Raw genomic sequence first — 18,057 nt, 5'->3', positions numbered from 1 at the left:
GTGCTTTGCGCCACAATTGAGCGCTTGGAATGCCGCTGATTTCCCTTCGCCAACTTCGTGATCACGTAGCCGAGCATGGCTACGGCCTCCCCGCATTTAGCGCCAATAATATGGAGCAGATGCTGGCCATCATGAAAGCGGCCGACAAGGCGAACAGCCTGGTCATCATGCAGGCCAGCCGTGGGGCGCGGGCACTGGCGTGATCCGTAAGGTGTTTGCCGAGGACAAGGGGTAATTCGATCCCCGGAAATATCTGGCACCGGGTGTCGATGCCATGTCGGCGGTCTGTTTCGACCGGTTTGAACGGTTTGGCTGCGCTGGAAAGGCGTCAAAAATCTCGTCAATTCCGCTCTCGGACATGGCCCAACGAGACCAATCCGGAAGTATGAAGCCCTCTTTAGGTCGCTGAGACCTCACCCTTTTGTCTTGGTCTTCATTGCATGCTTCGGGCCCGCAACTACTGCTGGCACGCGACGTAACGCTGAATCTTTTTTATCAGGAAATTCATTCCGTCTGCTTACGGCTATTTCGGTATTTTGGGCGGTTGTCGCAGTGAGCCTCGGTCGTCCGCCCTATTTCTATGGGCTTCAACCGCGTCAGCGATGAACAGGCATGTGCGGCAAACGGCAGAATGGCCGGCTTGTCGCGTTTCGTCCTTCGATCAACAGGGAAACGGTTTGGCATGGGGTGGGCATGTTGCGCAGGGCCACCTTGCTGACCCACGCCGTGCGGCGGCATCACGTCAGTGCAAACCAGCCATGCATCAACAGGCCTTGCCCCGAAATCCCCAAATTGGTAAGCAAACATAACCAATACGAGGATTTCGCCATGCCGATCATCACGACGATTGACGACCTGAAGCGTCTACACAAACGCCGCGCGCCAAAGATGTTCTATGACTACGCAGAAAGCGGCAGTTGGACGGAACAGACGTTCCGCGAGAACACTTCGGACTTTGACAAGATCCGGCTGCGCCAACGGGTGGCGGTGGATATGTCCAACCGCACGACCGCCAGTCAGATGATCGGTGAAGATGTGGCGATGCCGGTGGCACTTGCCCCGGTCGGGTTGACGGGGATGCAATCAGCGGATGGCGAGATCAAGGCCGCGAAGGCGGCGGAAAAGTTCGGTGTGCCGTTCACGATTTCGACCATGTCGATCTGCTCGATCGAGGATGTGGCGGCCCATACCAAAGCACCGTTCTGGTTTCAGCTATATGTGATGAAAGACGAGGAATTCGTCGACAACATCATCGCGCGCGCCAAGAACGCGGGCTGTTCGGCGCTGGTGTTGACGCTTGATCTGCAAATTCTGGGGCAGCGGCACAAGGACATCAAGAACGGGCTGACGGCACCGCCCAAGCTGACACCGAATACCTTGTTGAATTTGTCGACCAAGTGGAGATGGGGGCTGGAGATGCTGGGCACCCACCGCCGCACGTTCCGCAATATCGTAGGCCATGCCAAGTCGGTGGAAAACATGTCGAGCCTGCAAAGCTGGACCGCCCAGCAGTTTGACCCCAAGCTGAACTGGGACACGATTGCCAGGCTCAAGGAAAAGTGGGGCGGCAAGCTGATCCTCAAGGGCATTCTGGACGTGGAAGATGCCCGCAAGGCCGTTGAATGCGGTGCGGATGCGATCATCGTCAGCAACCATGGTGGGCGGCAGCTGGACGGGGCGCTCTCGGCCATTCGGATGTTGCCCAGCATCGTGGCAGCCGTGGGCGACCAGATCGAGGTGCACATGGACAGTGGCATCCGGACCGGTCAAGACGTGCTGAAGGCTTTGGCGCTGGGGGCCAAGGGTGTCTATATCGGACGCGCCTATATCTACGGGCTGGGCGCGATGGGTCAGGCCGGTGTGACCAAGGCGCTGGAGGTCATTCACACCGAGTTGGACACGACCATGGCGCTTTGCGGCAAGCGTGACATCAAGGATGTGGACCGCGACATCTTGCTGGTGCCAGAGGATTTTGAGGGGCGGTGGGCCTAAACGCCCGCTGATCGGCTTGCCCTTGTCGCAAACCGCGCCATACTTGGGTCATGTCCGTGACGCCGCGCAAACCGATTACCAATGCCGAGTTGTTTGCCCTGCGCTGGGACCGCGGGCGACGTGATCTGATTGGGCCGTTCACCCGGCTTTATCCTGGTCACGACGCGGCAGCGCTGCTGGACCGTACCCGCGACCTGCTGGACCGGCATTGGCGCAAGCGCCCCGCTGATCTGCGTCGCCTTGATCTGGAACGTGACCTGAACCCTGACTGGTTCTTGTCGCAGAAGATGGCAGCCTATGTGTTCTACATCGACAAGCTGGCCGGGCGGCTGGCCAATGTCCCGGCCAATATTCCTTATATGCAGGACTTGGGCATAACCTATGCTCATATGATGCCCTGTCTGATGCCGCGCCCCGGGCCGTCGGATGGCGGTTACGCAGTGATGGATTACACGCGCATCAACCCCGCCCTTGGGACCATGGCCGAGTTTCAGCAGGTCAATCTGCAATTGCGCGCCGCAGGGATCAGCCCCTGCATAGATATGGTGTTGAACCACACCGCCAAGGAACATGACTGGGCCCAGCGCGCCCGTGCGGGCGACCCGTTCTATCAGGCGTTCTATCGGATGTATGACGATGACACGCTGCCCAAGCAGTTTGAGGAAACGCTGGTCGAGATCTTTCCCGAGCAGGCGCCGGGGAATTTCACCTATTACCCCGACATGGGCAAATGGGTCTGGACCACGTTCAACGAATACCAATGGGATCTGAACTGGGAAAACCCAGAGGTGTTTCTGGCGATCCTCGACACCATCCTGTTTCTGGCCAACAAGGGGGTGGAGGTGTTCCGCCTCGATGCTGTAGCCTTCATGTGGAAACGCATGGGCACGGGCTGTCAGAACCTGCCAGAGGTGCACGACATCCTGCAGGCGCTGACGCAGGCCACGCGCATCGCCGCCCCTGCAGTCATCCACAAGGCCGAGGCGATTGTTGGCCCCGCTGATCTGGTCCCCTACCTTGGCACCGGCAGCCATGCGGGACGCGAAAGTCAGCTGGCCTATCACAACAATCTGATGGTGCAGTACTGGTCCTCGCTGGCGGCGGGCGACACGCGGCTGATGACCCATGTGATGAAGACGCATTTTCCGCAAAGCGTGCGGCGCGCCTCCTTTGCCCCTTATATCCGCTGCCATGATGATATCGGCTGGGCGATCACGCCTGAGGATACGGCACATGTTGCGCATCTGGACGCGGTCGCGCATCGCAATTTTCTGGCCGATTTCTACAACGGCAGCTTTCCGGGCAGTTTCGCGCGTGGCGCGGATTTTCAATCGAACCCTGATACCGGCGACAGGCGGACCAATGGCACACTCGCCAGCCTCTGCGGGCTTGAGACCGCCACGACACCGCAAGAGGTTGACCATGCCGTGGCGCGCATCCGACTGGGTCACGCACTAATTGCCAGCTACGGTGGCATCCCCCTGATCTATATGGGCGATGAGGTCGGGATGCTGAACGATCACAGCTATCTGGATGACCCCACGCGCGCGGATGATGGCCGCTGGATGCAGCGCCCGGTGATGGACTGGAACCGGCGGGATGACCCTGCCGCGGCCCGCATTCTGAGCGATCTTAAACACATCCTTGCCACCCGCCGCGCCACGCCGCAATTGGCAGGCGACGTGCCAACGCGCGTGCTGGACGCAGGCGATCCGGCGCTGTTTTGTTATCAGCGTCTAGGGGATGACCGGACGGTCACCTGTGTGGCGAATTTCACAGCGCATCCGCATAGCGTCGCGCCGTCCACATTGTCGCTCGTCTCACCGGTCATGGACCTGCTGACGCAGACCCTGTTCGCGGCTGACATCACCCTGCCCCCCTGCGGCATCTTGTGGCTGACGCCGGCGTAGCCGCAAGGGTGCGAAAACCCCTTTTCAACAGATGATTCTGCCCCTATAGGAGCGGTTCATCTGGGCCGCACACCCTTGGAGGGCGGCCCTCGTTTTTATTTTGGAGACATACAATGGCTGACAAGATCCCAGATCTGCACGCCACTGCACGCGCGGGGACAGGCAAGGGGGCCGCCCGCCAAGCTCGCCGTGATGGCGACGTGCCGGGCATCGTTTATGGTGGTGGGGTAGACCCGCTTCCGATTTCGATCAACTTCAACAAGCTGCTGACACGCCTGCGCAAGGGCCAGTTCATGTCCACGCTGTTCAACCTCAAGGTTGATGGCCACGACGATGTCCGCGTGATCTGCCGTGGCGTTCAGCGCGACGTGGTCAAGGACCTGCCGACGCACATCGACCTGATGCGCCTGAAGCGGACCAGCCGCGTGAAGATCTTTATCCCGGTTGAATTCCTGAACGAAGAGACCTGCCCCGGCCTGAAAAAGGGCGGCGTGCTGACGGTTGTTCGGAACGAAGTTGAGCTGGAAGTGCTGGCTGGCGATATCCCTGACAGCATCGTGGTTGATCTGGGCGAGGCTGAAATGGGTGACACCATTTCGATCAGCAATGTGACCCTGCCTGAAGGCGCGAAGCCAACCATCGACCGTGACTTTGTCATCGCCAACATCTCGGCACCGCGTGCTGTTGTGGCCGACGACGACGAAGACGGCGAAGAGGTTGCAGCCGACGAAGTGCCGACCACTGGCGACGAAGAAGCCGCTGCCGAAGAATAAGCCCGCAACGTGCGACGCTTCAAAGGGCTCCCGTTTCGGGGGCCCTTTCTGTTTGGGGTATCAATCCGAAATTGTTTTGAGCAAAACGGCAAGATGCGGCTCGGTCCGCCTAGAGCCAAGACGGTAAATTCGGCTTTCTCGCTGCGCGTGCTCGCAGTACGAAAAGGCTAAATGAACGGGGACCGCAGCACCGCCATGCGGTTTGATAAACCAGTCTTTCTTGTTGGTGGCAGCGAAAATCTGAGTGCGAGATCGCAAAGTGCCGGATTAGACGGCATTTCTTGACATACGCTAGGCCACTGGGTCTTCAGTCTTCTTCACAAGCTGGAAAGGCCCATCTCGCGTGCGAAAACCCGGGCTATTGGACTCGGCAAGCGGTCGCGAAAATGGCACTTGAGATCGATTGATCCAAAATCGTAGTTCGGTAAGATTTCGACTAAATCGCCGCTCTCCAAATCAGCAGATACTGATCCTCGCATGACCATAATGGCCCCCAGTCCGCTGCGGGCCATTTGCAAGCCCGCCGCGCGATTGGTGATTTGATGGGATTGGAAGAATGTTAGTGGCAAAATGCTGCCGTCGTGGCGGGACGTTGCCAATAATTTTCGATCCGCACGACTATCAATCAAGGGAATGTTCACCACCCCGTTTGGATCAACAACCGCCGATCCACCCGAAACAACGACAAGCGGCAAATTGACCCTTGATTGGCTTTCCTGTGCAGGGGCGACGTATTCAGTCCGGATTGCCACTTCAATTTTGCTCGCGCGTAGGTCAACGACACTGTCTGTTACATCTATGTCAAAGACGACCTCAGGATGTTTTGCCCGAAAACCACTTAGCATTCGCGGCAACCAAAAACCTGCGATCTCAACCGGAACTGTAAGGCTCAATCTTCCCTGCAACGGGCGATCCGTTGCGGTGAGATCGGATAGTCCTTTGGCCCTGTCCAAAATGTCCTGCGCTGCACGTTGGGTCCGCTGTCCCACATGTGTCAGCTTAAAAGACCGCGTTGTGCGGGTTGCGAGCGTCACGCCCAATTCTGCTTCGAGGTCTGACAGCGCTTCTGACAGGACCGGCACTGATAGGTTCAGCCGTGCTGCTGCACCTCGAATTGAACCAGCCTCTGCAATCGCGGCGAAATAGACCAAGCGGCGAAGGGTTTGGTGCGAGACCATATTGTTTTGCAGTACCGAAAAGATTTTTCTATTATTCCATACTACCGCTTAATTGAGGGTTCGTCCAATTTTTGTGAACATTCACACGAAAGAGGACACCCAAATGAAGACGTTACAAACACTTGCCGCAGCTGCGGCTGTCTCGCTGATCTCGATACCCGCTTTTGCGGACGATATGGCGACAGTTCGCAGCTTTTACGAAGACTTGCTGACGACCCCAGCCGATGCCACAGCAGAAGCAGTGCGCGCGGTCGTCGCAGAGGATTGGAAATCCACACCTACTCCTCTTGGTGGTCCGGGGGCAGAGGGTTTCTTGACGACGCTCGGTGCTTTCGGTGGGCTGATCCCTGACCTGAAATGGGAGGTGCAGGAGATTTGGCAGGACGGTGACACCTATATCGTGCGCGGGATTGCGACCGGTACGCCCCAAGGTCCGTTCCTTGGTGTTGATCCTGCAACGGGCAAAAGCTTTGAGATCATGTCAATCGACGTGCACCGTGTCGAAGACGGCCGCCTCAAGGAATCCTATCACATTGAAGAATGGCTGACTGCCATTTCGCAGCTGACCGCCGAGTAGATCGGGATCGGCTCTCTTCGGATTGTTTCGGGGGGAGCCACTCCGTCTTGACCGCTGACACATTCGCTTTTGGTTGCAAGATCATGACCGCAACGTTCAAAAAGAAGCGTTCCGCAGTGGGGCCAACTTATGTTGTAACCTTATGGTGCCGGAGATTGGTGCATCCACTGCTCGATGATGTGACAACAGTCGAGAGTTACCTTTATCCTGCAACCACCAAGGTGCTGCCCATGTGAAATAGCGTGAGTTTGGACAGGGCAGCGTCATTTCACGCCACCTTGTTTCTGCCTGCCAGATCTATTTTGCTGGAACGGCTTCTGGACGCGCCACGGTGGCGGGCGGCTGGCAGCCTGTGTCGCAGCAGCGTCCGGGCTGGCGCGTCACCTTGCGCCCCTCGGCCAAAACACCGCGATCCAGCAGATCCGTGACCAGTTCCTTGCGCTCTGCAACCGGATAGTTCCGCCAGATTTCACGTTTCATTGCTTCCGGAGAGCCGCCGCCGTGCAACGAAATTACAGAGTACCAGCCAGCCTGATTGGAAACAGTCAGGTCCTCGATCATCCGCGAGACCTCCATCCGACGCTCCATCGGAATATCGGCGCGACCGCCAAGAACCGCCGAGAGGGAAGCTTTTGTCTCGGGGTTATGGTCTTCGTCGGGTCCTGGCAGCGCTACGATAAGGCCGCCCGAGACATAGTGCGCGACCTTGTGCATGTCGTAGATTTTCGTGGCCAGCAGCAGTTTTCCGACATTGGAAAATACTGCATCAGGCATCACCGATCCGGCTGGGTCGTTTTCGTAGTAGACTGACGCGGCAACTCCACAGGCATAGAAGCTTTCGGTGATGGTGATTAGGTCGACCATCGCCTCGCGGATATGGTCATGCCGATCCGCGTCCAGCCCGTTGGCATCGACCATTAGGGCCCCAGCACCGATGAGCAGGTCACCGAAACCGGCGCGGGCACCAATGCAGGAATGCCTGTGATGGTTCGCATAGGAGGTGGTCATAAACCCGCCTTCGTCGTATTCGCCAGCAAGGAAGACACGGTCGTGCGGGACGAAAACGTCCTCGAAGATCACAACCCCGGTCGACTGCCCATACTTGGCTGAAAATTTGGCAGCGGCTTCTCCGGGCCGACCGGCTGGACGGGCGACGATCGTCACGCCCGGAGCATCGCAGGGTACTGCGCAGCATACTGCAAAATTTGCATCTTCCTTTGTATGTGTCCGGCACGGCATGACAAGAAACTCATGCATGTAGGGCGCACCGGTAACGATGGCTTTGGTCCCGGAAATCACAATACCATCTGGCCGCCGTTCCTTGATGTGCACGTAGACATCTGGGTTGGCCTGCTGTCCGGGACGTATCGACCGATCGCCTTTCGCGTCCGTCATCGCAACACCAAGGGTGAGGTCGCGTTCCTGCACATCATGAAGATACGCAAGGAAACGTTTTGAATAGTCGGTGCCGTGATTGGCATCGGTGCGATGCGTCGCTTGATAGATTCCATTCAGCGCGTCATGGCTGAGGTAGCGCTGCGCACAGCCCGAGACTTTGCAAACAAGGCGAACGGCTTCGAGCTTCATGAGAAGATCGTCAGACGTTGTGTTGATGTGCAGCATTCTGTTGATGGTCTGCCCGCTGGTCGATTGAACTGCCGTCATGAGCTTCTTGTGCTCGGGGCGGTGTGCAAAATCGTAAGTCACACCCACGCTGTTTATGCCCGGCTCCAGCAGCGGCTCGTCAGCCACGCTTTCAACGCGAGTTCCGTTGATGAAAACCCGAGGCGCGTAGGACCTCAGTGAGTCCCGGTAATCCGATGCGGTCATCAGCATGGCCATTCCTCCGTAAGAAAAAACGAACAGTGTTCGAATCTTGTTATCCTTATCGAACACTGTTAGAACTTTCGTCAAGCAATTTCCGTGAGGAACGTATGGCTGAGCAAAAAAGACTGCGAAAACAAGTTCTTGCGGAAGGCAGGCGCCAACTGATCCTCGGCGCTGCGAAAGAAGTTTTTGCATCCGAAGGCTTGGAGGGAGCTAGTCTGCGCGCGATCGCTGCAAAGGCTGGTTATACTCCCGCTGCGCTGTATTTTCACTTTCCATCGAAAGAAGCCATCTATGCGGATCTGCTGCGATCATCGCTGCATTCTCTGCAGTCCGAAGTCTCCCACGCGGTTTCGAAACTCGACCACCCGCGGTGCAGGCTACGTGCGGCGGCCATGGCCTTCTACCACTATTACGCTCGCAATGCCCGGGAACTCGACCTGGGGTTTTATCTTTTCAGGGGCGGCATGAAACCTGCCGGGCTGAGCACGGAAACGGATACAGAACTAAACAAGGCTCTGGACAACGCCTTGCGACCCGTCGCGGTGGCGGCGGTGGAACTCGGAGTGTCGCAGCAGGAAGCCGATCTTTTGATGGTCGGCGTTTTCGCTCATGCGACAGGTTTGCTGCTGCTTCTTCATACCGGCCGGATCAAGATGTTCAATGCAGCGCCGAAGGCCCTCATGGAAGCTTTTGTCGAAAGCAAACTGCGTGAGATCGAAACAGGGATACAGCAATGAAAATGCGGTCATCATCCCTATTGGGATCGAAGTGCCTGTTGAGAGTGACCGGTTATTCCACCGTGTTCCTTGCACAGCTCTGAAACGGACGAGCCTCGATTGGCAACTGCGGTTTGTGCCACACGAACTTGAGCTTTGGAGAGGGCGAATTTGCGCCCCCCTTCTCGGCCTAGGGCGCGCACTGTCGGAAGACCGGTCGTGGCGTCGATTTGGGCTCTTTGGCCAGTAAGCGCCACCAAGCCAGCACCGCGTTCTGACAACACGGTTGTCGTCTTCACCAGATGGTTCGTAAGCGGTGCGCCGATCACACGGGTTTGGCGCAGTTTCAGGGCGGAAACTCGCTGATGTCCACTTGTTTTGTCCGCCAGCAATGACCGTGAGAACGCCAGACAGATGGCCGTGGGGTTCATCCCGATGAGTTTGCATGTTTCGATCAGCGACGCGATGACGGCCCGGTTTTGTGCGCCGACATCACGCCCCACAAAGTGCAAGTTTTCTGTGGCTGAGCTCTATTGGACGGGTGGTGCGGTGCGCGCGTCTGCATTGGTCTCGGCTTCCACCTGAAGGTTTATTCCGGCTCGATGCCCAATTGTACGGTGAGAGAATGAGATTTTGAAATTTACAGGAAATTTCGCCGGAGAATCTTGGCCCTACTCAACAACCTACCGGCTGGCGCCGGTGGAAATTGTTCAGAGGGTATCAATATGTGATCTTTGATTCACGCCAAAGTGGGACCGACTAGAAGTCGGTGGGTTTGCTGCAAGGCGTGACTGCTGATAGCCTCTTGGATCATTAGATTATGATAATACGGTATAAGTTTCCCGAGAGTGCTTTTCTGCACTGAGCCAAAATCGACCCCTGCCGATCATTCAGAAGTGCATGAAGTCTCTCCAGCGGTCGGCGCCATCAGATACAATGCGCCAGGTTTTTGCACTGTTCTGATGACGCCCTCAGCCCTTCAAAAGGCAGAATCGAAAGTTTCCAGTTTCAAACGTTCCTATTTTCAGGGGTAAAGAAACCGCCCTGCACTACGTCGGCGCAAGCGACGCGACGAAGGCAGCGATGTCGCGCATTTCCATCTCGCTTAGTGCCGAGGCGAAACCGGGCATGCTGTCTGGCGGGTTTTGGATGAAGAAGACAAAGCCATCAACGTCGAAGGCTTCTGCGGCTGGACGCAGATCGGGGGCCGAACCGCCCGCGCCGGTGCTGCCGTGGCAGGCTGCACAGACTTCGAAGTAGAGCGCGCGCCCGGTCTCGATGTTGGGGGGTGCCACGTCTTCGGCCCAGGTGGCGGAGGCAAAGAGTGCCACGGCCATGGCGGTTGAAAGGATCTTATTCATGATGTGAAACTCCGGAATCGGGAAATAGGGAGCAATCCGCACCCTTGCAGGGGTGCGAGCTGCCTGCTTCAGATTTGCCGCACGGGCTCTTTGTTGGCTTGGATTGACGCCCGGTAGGAGAACGCCAAGAGCGGACCCAACGTCCCGCCGCCCGACCAATAGGCCCGGCCGGTAGGCGAGGCCACGCAGTTCCCGCATCCGTACAGCCCCACGATGGGTGTTCCTTCGGTATCAAGTACCTGTCCGTGGCTGTTTGTTACCGGCCCACCCTTGGTGTCGAGCGTGCCACCGACCACCAACGCCGCGTAATAGGGGCCGTTCTCCGAGATCGGGTGCATCGTTGGATTATCCGGATTGGCATCCTCGCCGACTGGTCCGGTAAACAACAGTTCCACCTGCCGTTCGCCCCGCGCGAAATCCTCGTCCTTTCCCGCGGCGGCAAAGCCATTGAATCGCTCGATCGCGCTTTTCAGGTTTGCGGTGAAATCTTCCGCAAGTGAAATGCCACCGGTGTTGCCGGCGTATTGCGCCAGCCGTTCTTCGGTCGCCGCGCTTAGTTCTTCTAGGGTTTCGCCCTTGATGACATGCCGATCATCGCCACCATCAGGCGTGATAAGCCCGCCAAAATCTGAGCTTGCGCAGTTGTCCTGCGCGTGTTGGTCCCAGACCATGATCTGCACAAGGTCCGGCATCTCAGCTTTGGCGCCGTCCCAACGGAAGAACTGTTGCGCCAGTTCGTTATACTGCAACTTTTCGTTCAGGGTACGATGGCCGTATTTGTTGACGAAGATCATTGAATCGCCGGTTACCGTAAAGATGCCGCTGATCGAAGGGTCCTTTGCAACGGCCTTTTCCAACGGAATGGGGCAGAACCAAGCGTAATTGAGATTGCCCAGAGCCGCCCCGGAGCTGCTTGCGATATTGATAAAGTCACCTTCGTTTGACAGGGCTGCACAGCCGCCAAAGATCGGTACTGACAAAAAGTTTTGTCGCATGACCGGGTTGTGTGTGTAGCCCCCGCTGGCAAAGATGACAGCCTTTCTGGCGCCGATCACCCGCAATCCTTCGGGGGTCTCGACCTGCACGCCAACAACGGCACCCGCATCATCGAAGACCAGCGTCGTCACCCGGTTCTGGGTGCGCACTTCGATCTCTTCTTCGGCGCAGGACCTCAGCAGCGAGGCAATTGCTGCAGCACCGCCGTTGGAGCCGAGATCGTTGCCCTCCAGCGGATAGAGCACGCGCCCTTTGGGTGTTTTGTTCTCAGGCAGTTCAGCAAAGTAATCCGGGGCGAAATCGAGGTGCCGATACTTGAGCGCACCGCGTTCGTCCAGAAGGTCTGCCGCGTCTGAACCGCTGTCCCAGACCGCGCCGATCATCTCGAACTGCCAGTCGGTCAGACCCAGTTTGGGGTCATCAGCGTTATAGCTTTGTGGATAGCTGATCCGCGCGGCGTATCGCATAAAGTCTTCCCGCGGGTCGGTCAGGCCCGCGTTGCGCAGGGGCGTGTTATTCGGGACCCAGTACCAGAAGGCCGATTTCTGCGTGGTGCCGCCGGGCGTGCGCGCCTTTTCCAACACGAGCACGTCGTTGCCGTTCCACTTGCCGAAAAGCGCGCTGGTCAGCCCCCCGGCACCGGCGCCGACGCAGATCATGTCGCGGGTTTCGTCGAATTGGATATCGCCTGCGTGAAGTGGCTGCGCCTCGGCCTGCGATCCGCCAATCATGGCGGCCCCGGCGGCCGACCCGGCGGCCAGGAACTGGCGGCGCCCGATGGTTGCGGTGTGTTTGTCGTATTCTTTCGTCATAATGTCCTCCGTTTTGCGTGACCCTGCCCCCCCTTCGAACGAGCCCCCGGATAAGCCGGACGGGCCCTGCCTGGGGGTCAGGGGAAAGGTCGGAAAGTGTGGCGGCCAGGCCGTTTGAATCTTGACCCGGCCAGCGCCGCCTAGCGGTCTTTCAGCCAAGGATAACGATCGGTATCCTCGCCGCCGTAATCAGGATCGAGGTAGATCGCGAGACGGTGGATTTTGAAGTCGCGGATCTCAAACACGTCGCACCAGTTTCCGGCATGGCCAGTGCCCGCACGCCATGGGATATCCTTGGCGGTAACGCCAGCGGTTGTGCCCTCAATGACGACCATGTCGCCCTGAATGACGTAGTTGAAGTAGCTGTTGTGGTGTTCGACAGATTTCAGAATACCCATCAGATCGGTAAAAAGCTGGGTGTATTGCTCGCGGCCTTTCGCCAAGCCCCACTTTGGGAAATAGACCCGCGCGTGGTCATCCAGCAGCGACAGAAAGTCTCCTCCGCGATCCATACGCACAAGATATTCTAGTGCGACGGCTTTGCGCTGTTCGTCGGTCATAACGGCGGTCTCGAACCCGCCATTTTCATGTATCGTCATTGCATCTCTCTCCCTTGAATCATGCAATCCGTTAGGGGCCGTTTGCCGATCAGTGGCGCGCGACGCCGCCGTTTTCACAGCATTCGAACGCGCGCCCGGGACCGGGCGCAGAGGCCCCACTTTCCGTCATCTGACGGGAAGCAGCCCCAAGCTTTCCCACCCCAGCACCGAAAAGCTTCCAGATTAGCCTCGGAGCTTTTACAGATTCTGACTGCCAGCGTTGCAGACAAGGCGGATCGGCGGCCCGAACACCGAGCGATGGCGCGGATGAAAAAGATTTTTTGTTAAAAAAATCTTTTTTAGGGTAGGATCGGCCCTGCGTCCAGGGCACCAGGGCGTTGGCATGGCAGAGGGGAGGCTGAACAATGCGCACTCAGACGGAGGAGACCGGAAGTCTTTCACAGTTCGCGCGTGGCGGGCCAATCGGAGGGGTCTGCTACGCTGTTTCGGGGAACCAAGGCTATTCGCTGGATATCGAACCTGAGGAAGATCTGATCTGCCTCGTGCTGGGGAATGTCTACGCGGATATGCAGCTCGACGATGGCCAAATGAAGCGGCAGGATTTCATCGCCGCCTCCTGTTCCTTCCATGCGCGGCAGGAGCGGGTCCGGGTGGACGGTCACAAGATCGACAGCGCATTCATTGCGTTTTCCTACGGGCGGCGCTTCTTGCAGATGACCTGCGAGGATAGCATCGCCAGCCTGCGCCGCGGCGGACATGCGCTGAACCTTCAGAGCGATAAGATTTTCCACTTAGCACGCTACGCTAAGTCGATGATCAATCGCCGGCACGACACCGACAGCCTAGAGCTGCAGTGCCTTGCCAGCATGGTTCTATTGGAAACGACAGCCATTCTGAAACCCCGGCACCGGCGCGGCGAGAAGCACGGCACGTCGGGTTTTCGCAGTGCACGGGATTTCATCGACGCGAACCTTGATCAGAAACTGACTGTCGACACCGTGGCCGGTGCCCTCGGGCTGCCAGTTCGGGTCATTTTCGACGGGGTTAAGACCAAGACAGGGCTGTCGTTTTACCAGTACGTGCTACAGCGGCGCCTGTTCCGCGCCTGTGACATGCTGGCCCACACGCAGCTTTCGATCTCTGAAATTGCGCTCGACTGCGGCTTCAGCTCGCAGCAGCACCTCACCTCGATGCTGTCGCGCCGTTACGGATGCACGCCGGGATGGGTACGCGCCAACAAAAGCTGGGTCAAATGAACGCGTCACAAGCTGACTCTGGACATACAACAACGAAAGACCAAACTTCGGCATCGGCGGCATCAGACCGCGACAGGTTCACTTCAAGCGCAACCTTGGCCGTAGATTTCGGCGTATGGTTCTTTCGTTTCTTCATTTGGGATCGCCACTTTCAAAATGCGATCCACATTTACGACCAGTCTGAATGTCCGCGAACACCTCTGTCTTCATCGCGGCCCCGAATTGGTTATTCGATCACGAGCGATCGAATTGAAATGCGAGGCGGCTGGCTTAGGATAAACATGATCGTTTCAACGACCTCGCGGTTACTGAGCTGCGCGTTAGACCCAGTACGCTCCCAAGCGGGATCCATGGGGGATACGTCTTCAATAACGCCGGGAAAGACCGACGTAACACGAACTCTGGTTTCCGCTAATTCATCTACCAAACCGTAAACAAACCCAGCTTGCGCAGATTTCGCAGCCCGAAAGACGACAGAAGCGAGTGTTGATGGGCGATTAAGGAGGCCGCTGGTGGACACCACGGTGTGGATGTCCGCCTGCGCCCGTGCTTTCAGGTTAGGCAAAACATGTCTGGTCAAGACCAAAGCCCCGATTGCAGCTGAGCTGATACAATCATGAATGTCCAAATCTGAAAGTTGATCCAGCGACCCTGGCAACCACATTGCGCCGTTGTGGATAAGGCCAACCATGTCGCTATGCTGAACGGCCAATTGCCGCCCTGCACTCTCGACGCTTTCGCGATTGGCAAGATCACAGCCCACCAAACTGACCTTCTGACCTGTCTCCTCAAGTATTGTGCTGGCTGTCTCTTGAAGCGCGGCGACAGGTCGCGCGAGCAAAACAAGGCGCGCGCCAGAACGGGCCATTTCTAGCGCCAATGCTGCGCCAAGGCCTCGGCTGGCCCCGGTAATCGCGAACTTCCGTTCCGCGAAGACTTGGGGGCGGACCGCCGGTTCCTTATCCGACCGGCCCGTCAAAGCGCCGCCACTGTTGTATTGAGCGAGCTCGGGAAATCCCTCGGTTATCGTCGCCCTTGATTGCAACATGATGTGATTGTCGTCGAGGTTTAGCCCGCTCATGCTGGCGACCCCTGCATCAGCCTTGCGACCACAGAAGACCCGATGTTTTGGTGATATTCCAATGACCGCGCCAAGTCGCTTAGCATCAAGTTTGGGTATGCTTTTCCCATTCCAAGTCCTTTATCCAAGGTGTGAGGTTCGCGCCTTATGCCGTTTTTGAGGGTTGCCGCGTTGACCAAATCGCGCCGCCGATAATCAGGCCGAAGCCTAGAATTGTGACGCGTCCCAGCGTTTCGTCCAGAAACGTGACACCGAATAGGACGGCGGAAACTGGGATAAAAAACGCCAAAAGCGACGCGCGGGTTGGGCCAACCCTTTTGACCAATGTAAACATAAGAAGCACCGGCACGGCTGTACTGATGACCCCGATCGCAAGCGTCGCGAAGATCGCAGGCCAGCCCGGGACCGTCGTGAGTGCGCCGCCGGTGAATGCCGTCAAGGGCACAAGGATGATGATCGCAGAGGTGAGCTGCCCTGCCGCCATCTGAACAGGGTCGAGATCGCCACGTGTGCGGGCAAAGATGTTTCCACCCGCATAGCTAAGTGCTGCAACAAGCGTGATGACAGCACCGGTCAGCTGCGCGCCAATGGATGTCAGGTTGCTTGGTCCAATGGCAAATACGACACCGGCAAACGCCACGAACAGGCCGACACCTTGTGACGCAGATACTCGCGCGTCATCGGTGAAAACCGGAGCGATCAGCACGGTAAACAAGGGGATCGTCGCAAAAAGGATGCCACCCAAGCTGCTAGAAATATGGGTCTGGCCCCAAGCAATGGCGAAATAGGGAATGGCCGCGGTCAATGCCCCAAGGGCGAAGAGGGGAGCCCACTTGCGACCAATTGGCGGCAACCGTCGTCCACTTTTGTAGAGAAAGAAAACCACAACCGGAGCGGCCACAATCACCCGCGCCGCCGCCAATTGAAGTGGTGGAATATCAGCCACTGCGAAGCGGATCATCGGGAACGAAGACCCGAAGAGAGCCGCCGTCAAGACGAGTAATATCCAATTGAAAGATGTCATGATCGTGTGCCCTGTGTTTGATGCAGTGGCGCCGGCATCGCGGGGTGCGGGCAATCAATGATTTCGGAATAGGCTGTGAACCGAAACGGATCAGTAAATTGCGCAACGCTGCGCAAGCGATCTATCGCAGCGCCTTTGCTTTCGGTGATGCGGGGGGCGGTGCCAAAGGCCTGTTCTGCGGCCACGGCCATCTGCAACGCCAGTTCGTTATCCCCAGCTGCGATCATGCGGCGCAGACCTTTTGCGACCTGCGCCTCGTTTAATCCCAGATAGTCCTTGAGTAGGCGTGCGCGCTCGACTGTGGTGATCGTGTCCAATCCTTCGGGCGATTGCCCTGTGCGGTCTTCGCGCCAAATTCCGACCATTTGATCCGCCACACGCGCGATGACATTGTCGCGCGCCGCTGCATAAGCCAATGCGGCCTCAGGATGGGTGGCGAGATCGGACGGCACCAAATTGAGGCGGATAATATCCTTGGCACTGTAGCCATTTCGAACAAAACTCTCGGCCGTGTCGACCAGCCACTTGTGCATGCGGCGGTAAACCTGAAGGTTCTCGCCACCGTAGAGCACTGTGAGCGGAAAGTGCCCATGCAAGACATGCGTGGCCTCCAGTGCGATCACACGATCCATCGTGTCCGTGGCCGTGGAAACGAAGCCCTCGTTGACCCACGGCTCGCCATACCACGGCATAACAACATCCCCAACAAAGACGGTTTCCAGCCCCTTGATATGGATCAACATCGCGTCTTCGGTTTCACCACCCGTCACTGGAATAAGAGAGATATCCGTCCCGCCGATGGTCAGGGTTTCGGGGGCGGAAATCGGATGTGTCGGGGCATAGGATTCCACCCAGGTGTGATCAAAATTGGCACCTCGGAAAAAGCTGTAACTGTGGTCGCGATTGACGCGCTCAGTCACGGTCGCAAAATTTGCACTGCCATAGATCGCGATGTCTGGGTTGTGCTCGCGCAAGTATTGATGCCCGCCCACGTGATCCCAATGGGCATGGGTAATCAGTGCTGTGGTGATGTTGGGCAGGTTGGGGTGCGCGGCCAAAAGTAAGTCATGTGCCGCCTTAAGGGAATGCGGTTGCGTCCCCGCATCAACCGCGATGAGTTCTTTGCCGTCGTCGGATAACACAAAAAAGACGTCCGAAAAGCCAAAGCCGTAAAGCGCGAAAATGCGCCCCTCAACGACTTCATCCAGGACAGGGCGCGGTGACATGGTTGTGCCTTCAGGCCCCGTGGTGAACCACCCGATCAATGGAGCCTGCGGTTGCTGCACGCCATAACCAGAAAGCCGCAACCATTCTTTGCCTGCCTTCGGGTCATTCGTAAGCGCCGCAAGCTGACGGTAGACCTCCCGATAAAATCCGAATGTCGGCTCTGTTTCCGGACGTTCGGCCAACCATGTCAAATGCTTGATCGCGTCCGATTTTTTGAAGAAGAAACCCGGCACTTGAGCGTAAACCATACCCGCCGCCCAATGCGGCACAGGGTGTTCATGGGCGGTGCGCTTTAAGGCACCCTCGATCAGATCAAAGCTTGCCTTAACCCATGAAATACGCCGCATGAGCGGAACATGGTCGGCGTAGGTTGCCCGCAAAACACCTAAGGCTGATTCGTAAATCGCGAGGGTCTGTGGCTCCATCGTTCCGGCATATTGCGCCAGAATCTCGGTAAACAGTTCGATTCCAAATTTCTGTTGCTCAGACACGAGATAGAAATTCATCGCCTGAAGGATCACCCGTGGATCTGTTACTTTCCCATAGGACAAAACGATCTCGAATTGCTGGAGCATGGATTGAAAACTGCGGTCCGCGCTGGGGTCCGAAAACCGTTGAAACCCCTCCGCGAGGTTCAATGAAGTCGCAAAATCGAAGTGCGAATGTCGGATCGAGGGGGCGGGCTGCGTCTCAGGCCTGTCAATCAAGGTGGTCAAATTCATCTTCGTCTCTCCGATTATCACTGCAAAGCACCGCTCCCATTT

At 57.3% G+C, this 18,057-nt stretch carries 14 protein-coding genes and 1 pseudogene; 7 read left to right on the top strand and 8 right to left on the bottom strand.

Annotation, left to right across the window (positions count from 1 at the left end; all coding sequences use genetic code 11):
* Positions 1-29: 29 nt before the first annotated feature.
* From AB3Y40_RS01905 to AB3Y40_RS01890, 4 genes and pseudogenes are all read left to right on the top strand, one after another.
* A pseudogene (locus tag AB3Y40_RS01905) lies at positions 30-200 on the top strand (class II fructose-bisphosphate aldolase); the annotation flags it as partial.
* A 628-nt stretch (positions 201-828) separates the two neighbouring features.
* Entirely contained in the window at positions 829-1,992 is a 1,164-nt protein-coding gene (locus AB3Y40_RS01900) for an alpha-hydroxy acid oxidase (protein WP_369437112.1), read from the top strand.
* Positions 1,993-2,042: 50 nt separating this feature from the next.
* On the top strand, positions 2,043-3,902 hold the full coding sequence (locus AB3Y40_RS01895) for an alpha-amylase family glycosyl hydrolase (protein WP_369437111.1): 1,860 nt from the start codon (positions 2,043-2,045) through the stop codon (positions 3,900-3,902).
* A 113-nt stretch (positions 3,903-4,015) separates the two neighbouring features.
* Positions 4,016-4,675, top strand: a complete 660-nt coding sequence (locus AB3Y40_RS01890; protein ID WP_369437110.1) for a 50S ribosomal protein L25/general stress protein Ctc — start codon at positions 4,016-4,018, stop codon at positions 4,673-4,675.
* A gap of 317 nt (positions 4,676-4,992) precedes the next feature.
* On the opposite strand, the gene AB3Y40_RS01885 is transcribed toward AB3Y40_RS01890, so the two are convergent.
* Positions 4,993-5,826: a LysR family transcriptional regulator gene (locus AB3Y40_RS01885; RefSeq protein WP_369437109.1), complete on the bottom strand. Its 834-nt coding sequence runs from the start codon at positions 5,824-5,826 to the stop codon at positions 4,993-4,995.
* Between the two features lie 130 nt (positions 5,827-5,956).
* Here AB3Y40_RS01885 and AB3Y40_RS01880 point away from each other — a divergent pair, with 130 nt between their 5' ends.
* Positions 5,957-6,430, top strand: a complete 474-nt coding sequence (locus tag AB3Y40_RS01880; RefSeq protein WP_369437108.1) for an ester cyclase — start codon at positions 5,957-5,959, stop codon at positions 6,428-6,430.
* A 297-nt stretch (positions 6,431-6,727) separates the two neighbouring features.
* On the opposite strand, the gene AB3Y40_RS01875 is transcribed toward AB3Y40_RS01880, so the two are convergent.
* Positions 6,728-8,266 (bottom strand): 4-hydroxyphenylacetate 3-hydroxylase family protein, encoded by a 1,539-nt coding sequence (locus AB3Y40_RS01875; RefSeq protein WP_369437107.1) that lies wholly within the window; start codon positions 8,264-8,266, stop codon positions 6,728-6,730.
* Positions 8,267-8,364: 98 nt separating this feature from the next.
* Between AB3Y40_RS01875 and AB3Y40_RS01870 the strand changes: the two genes are divergently transcribed.
* A complete protein-coding gene (locus tag AB3Y40_RS01870; RefSeq protein WP_369437106.1) occupies positions 8,365-8,997 on the top strand; it encodes a TetR/AcrR family transcriptional regulator in 633 nt (210 codons plus the stop codon).
* Positions 8,998-10,025: 1,028 nt separating this feature from the next.
* Here AB3Y40_RS01870 and AB3Y40_RS01860 read toward each other — a convergent pair.
* From AB3Y40_RS01860 to AB3Y40_RS01850, 3 genes are all read right to left on the bottom strand, one after another.
* Positions 10,026-10,337, bottom strand: a complete 312-nt coding sequence (locus AB3Y40_RS01860; protein WP_369437105.1) for a c-type cytochrome — start codon at positions 10,335-10,337, stop codon at positions 10,026-10,028.
* 68 nt (positions 10,338-10,405) lie between these two features.
* Entirely contained in the window at positions 10,406-12,145 is a 1,740-nt protein-coding gene (locus AB3Y40_RS01855; RefSeq protein WP_369437104.1) for an FAD-dependent oxidoreductase, read from the bottom strand.
* Positions 12,146-12,285: 140 nt separating this feature from the next.
* Positions 12,286-12,744, bottom strand: a complete 459-nt coding sequence (locus AB3Y40_RS01850) for a nuclear transport factor 2 family protein (RefSeq protein ID WP_369437103.1) — start codon at positions 12,742-12,744, stop codon at positions 12,286-12,288.
* A 365-nt stretch (positions 12,745-13,109) separates the two neighbouring features.
* Between AB3Y40_RS01850 and AB3Y40_RS01845 the strand changes: the two genes are divergently transcribed.
* Entirely contained in the window at positions 13,110-13,961 is an 852-nt protein-coding gene (locus tag AB3Y40_RS01845) for a helix-turn-helix domain-containing protein (RefSeq protein WP_369437102.1), read from the top strand.
* A gap of 226 nt (positions 13,962-14,187) precedes the next feature.
* Here AB3Y40_RS01845 and AB3Y40_RS01840 read toward each other — a convergent pair whose 3' ends face one another.
* From AB3Y40_RS01840 to AB3Y40_RS01830, 3 genes are all read right to left on the bottom strand, one after another.
* A complete protein-coding gene (locus AB3Y40_RS01840) occupies positions 14,188-15,042 on the bottom strand; it encodes an SDR family oxidoreductase (RefSeq protein ID WP_369437101.1) in 855 nt (284 codons plus the stop codon).
* 145 nt (positions 15,043-15,187) lie between these two features.
* Positions 15,188-16,066: a DMT family transporter gene (locus AB3Y40_RS01835; protein WP_369437100.1), complete on the bottom strand. Its 879-nt coding sequence runs from the start codon at positions 16,064-16,066 to the stop codon at positions 15,188-15,190.
* Positions 16,063-18,015, bottom strand: a complete 1,953-nt coding sequence (locus AB3Y40_RS01830) for an MBL fold metallo-hydrolase (RefSeq protein WP_369437099.1) — start codon at positions 18,013-18,015, stop codon at positions 16,063-16,065. The genes AB3Y40_RS01835 and AB3Y40_RS01830 overlap by 4 nt, the downstream gene beginning before the upstream one ends.
* Between the last annotated feature and the right edge of the window lie 42 nt (positions 18,016-18,057).

The sequence above is a fragment of the Yoonia sp. R2331 genome, from assembly GCF_041103235.1.
In the GTDB taxonomy this organism is placed as follows: Bacteria; Pseudomonadota; Alphaproteobacteria; order Rhodobacterales; family Rhodobacteraceae; genus CANMYO01.
The sequence above is the reverse complement of the archived record's forward strand: the minus strand, read 5'-3'. Positions and strand labels throughout refer to the sequence as shown.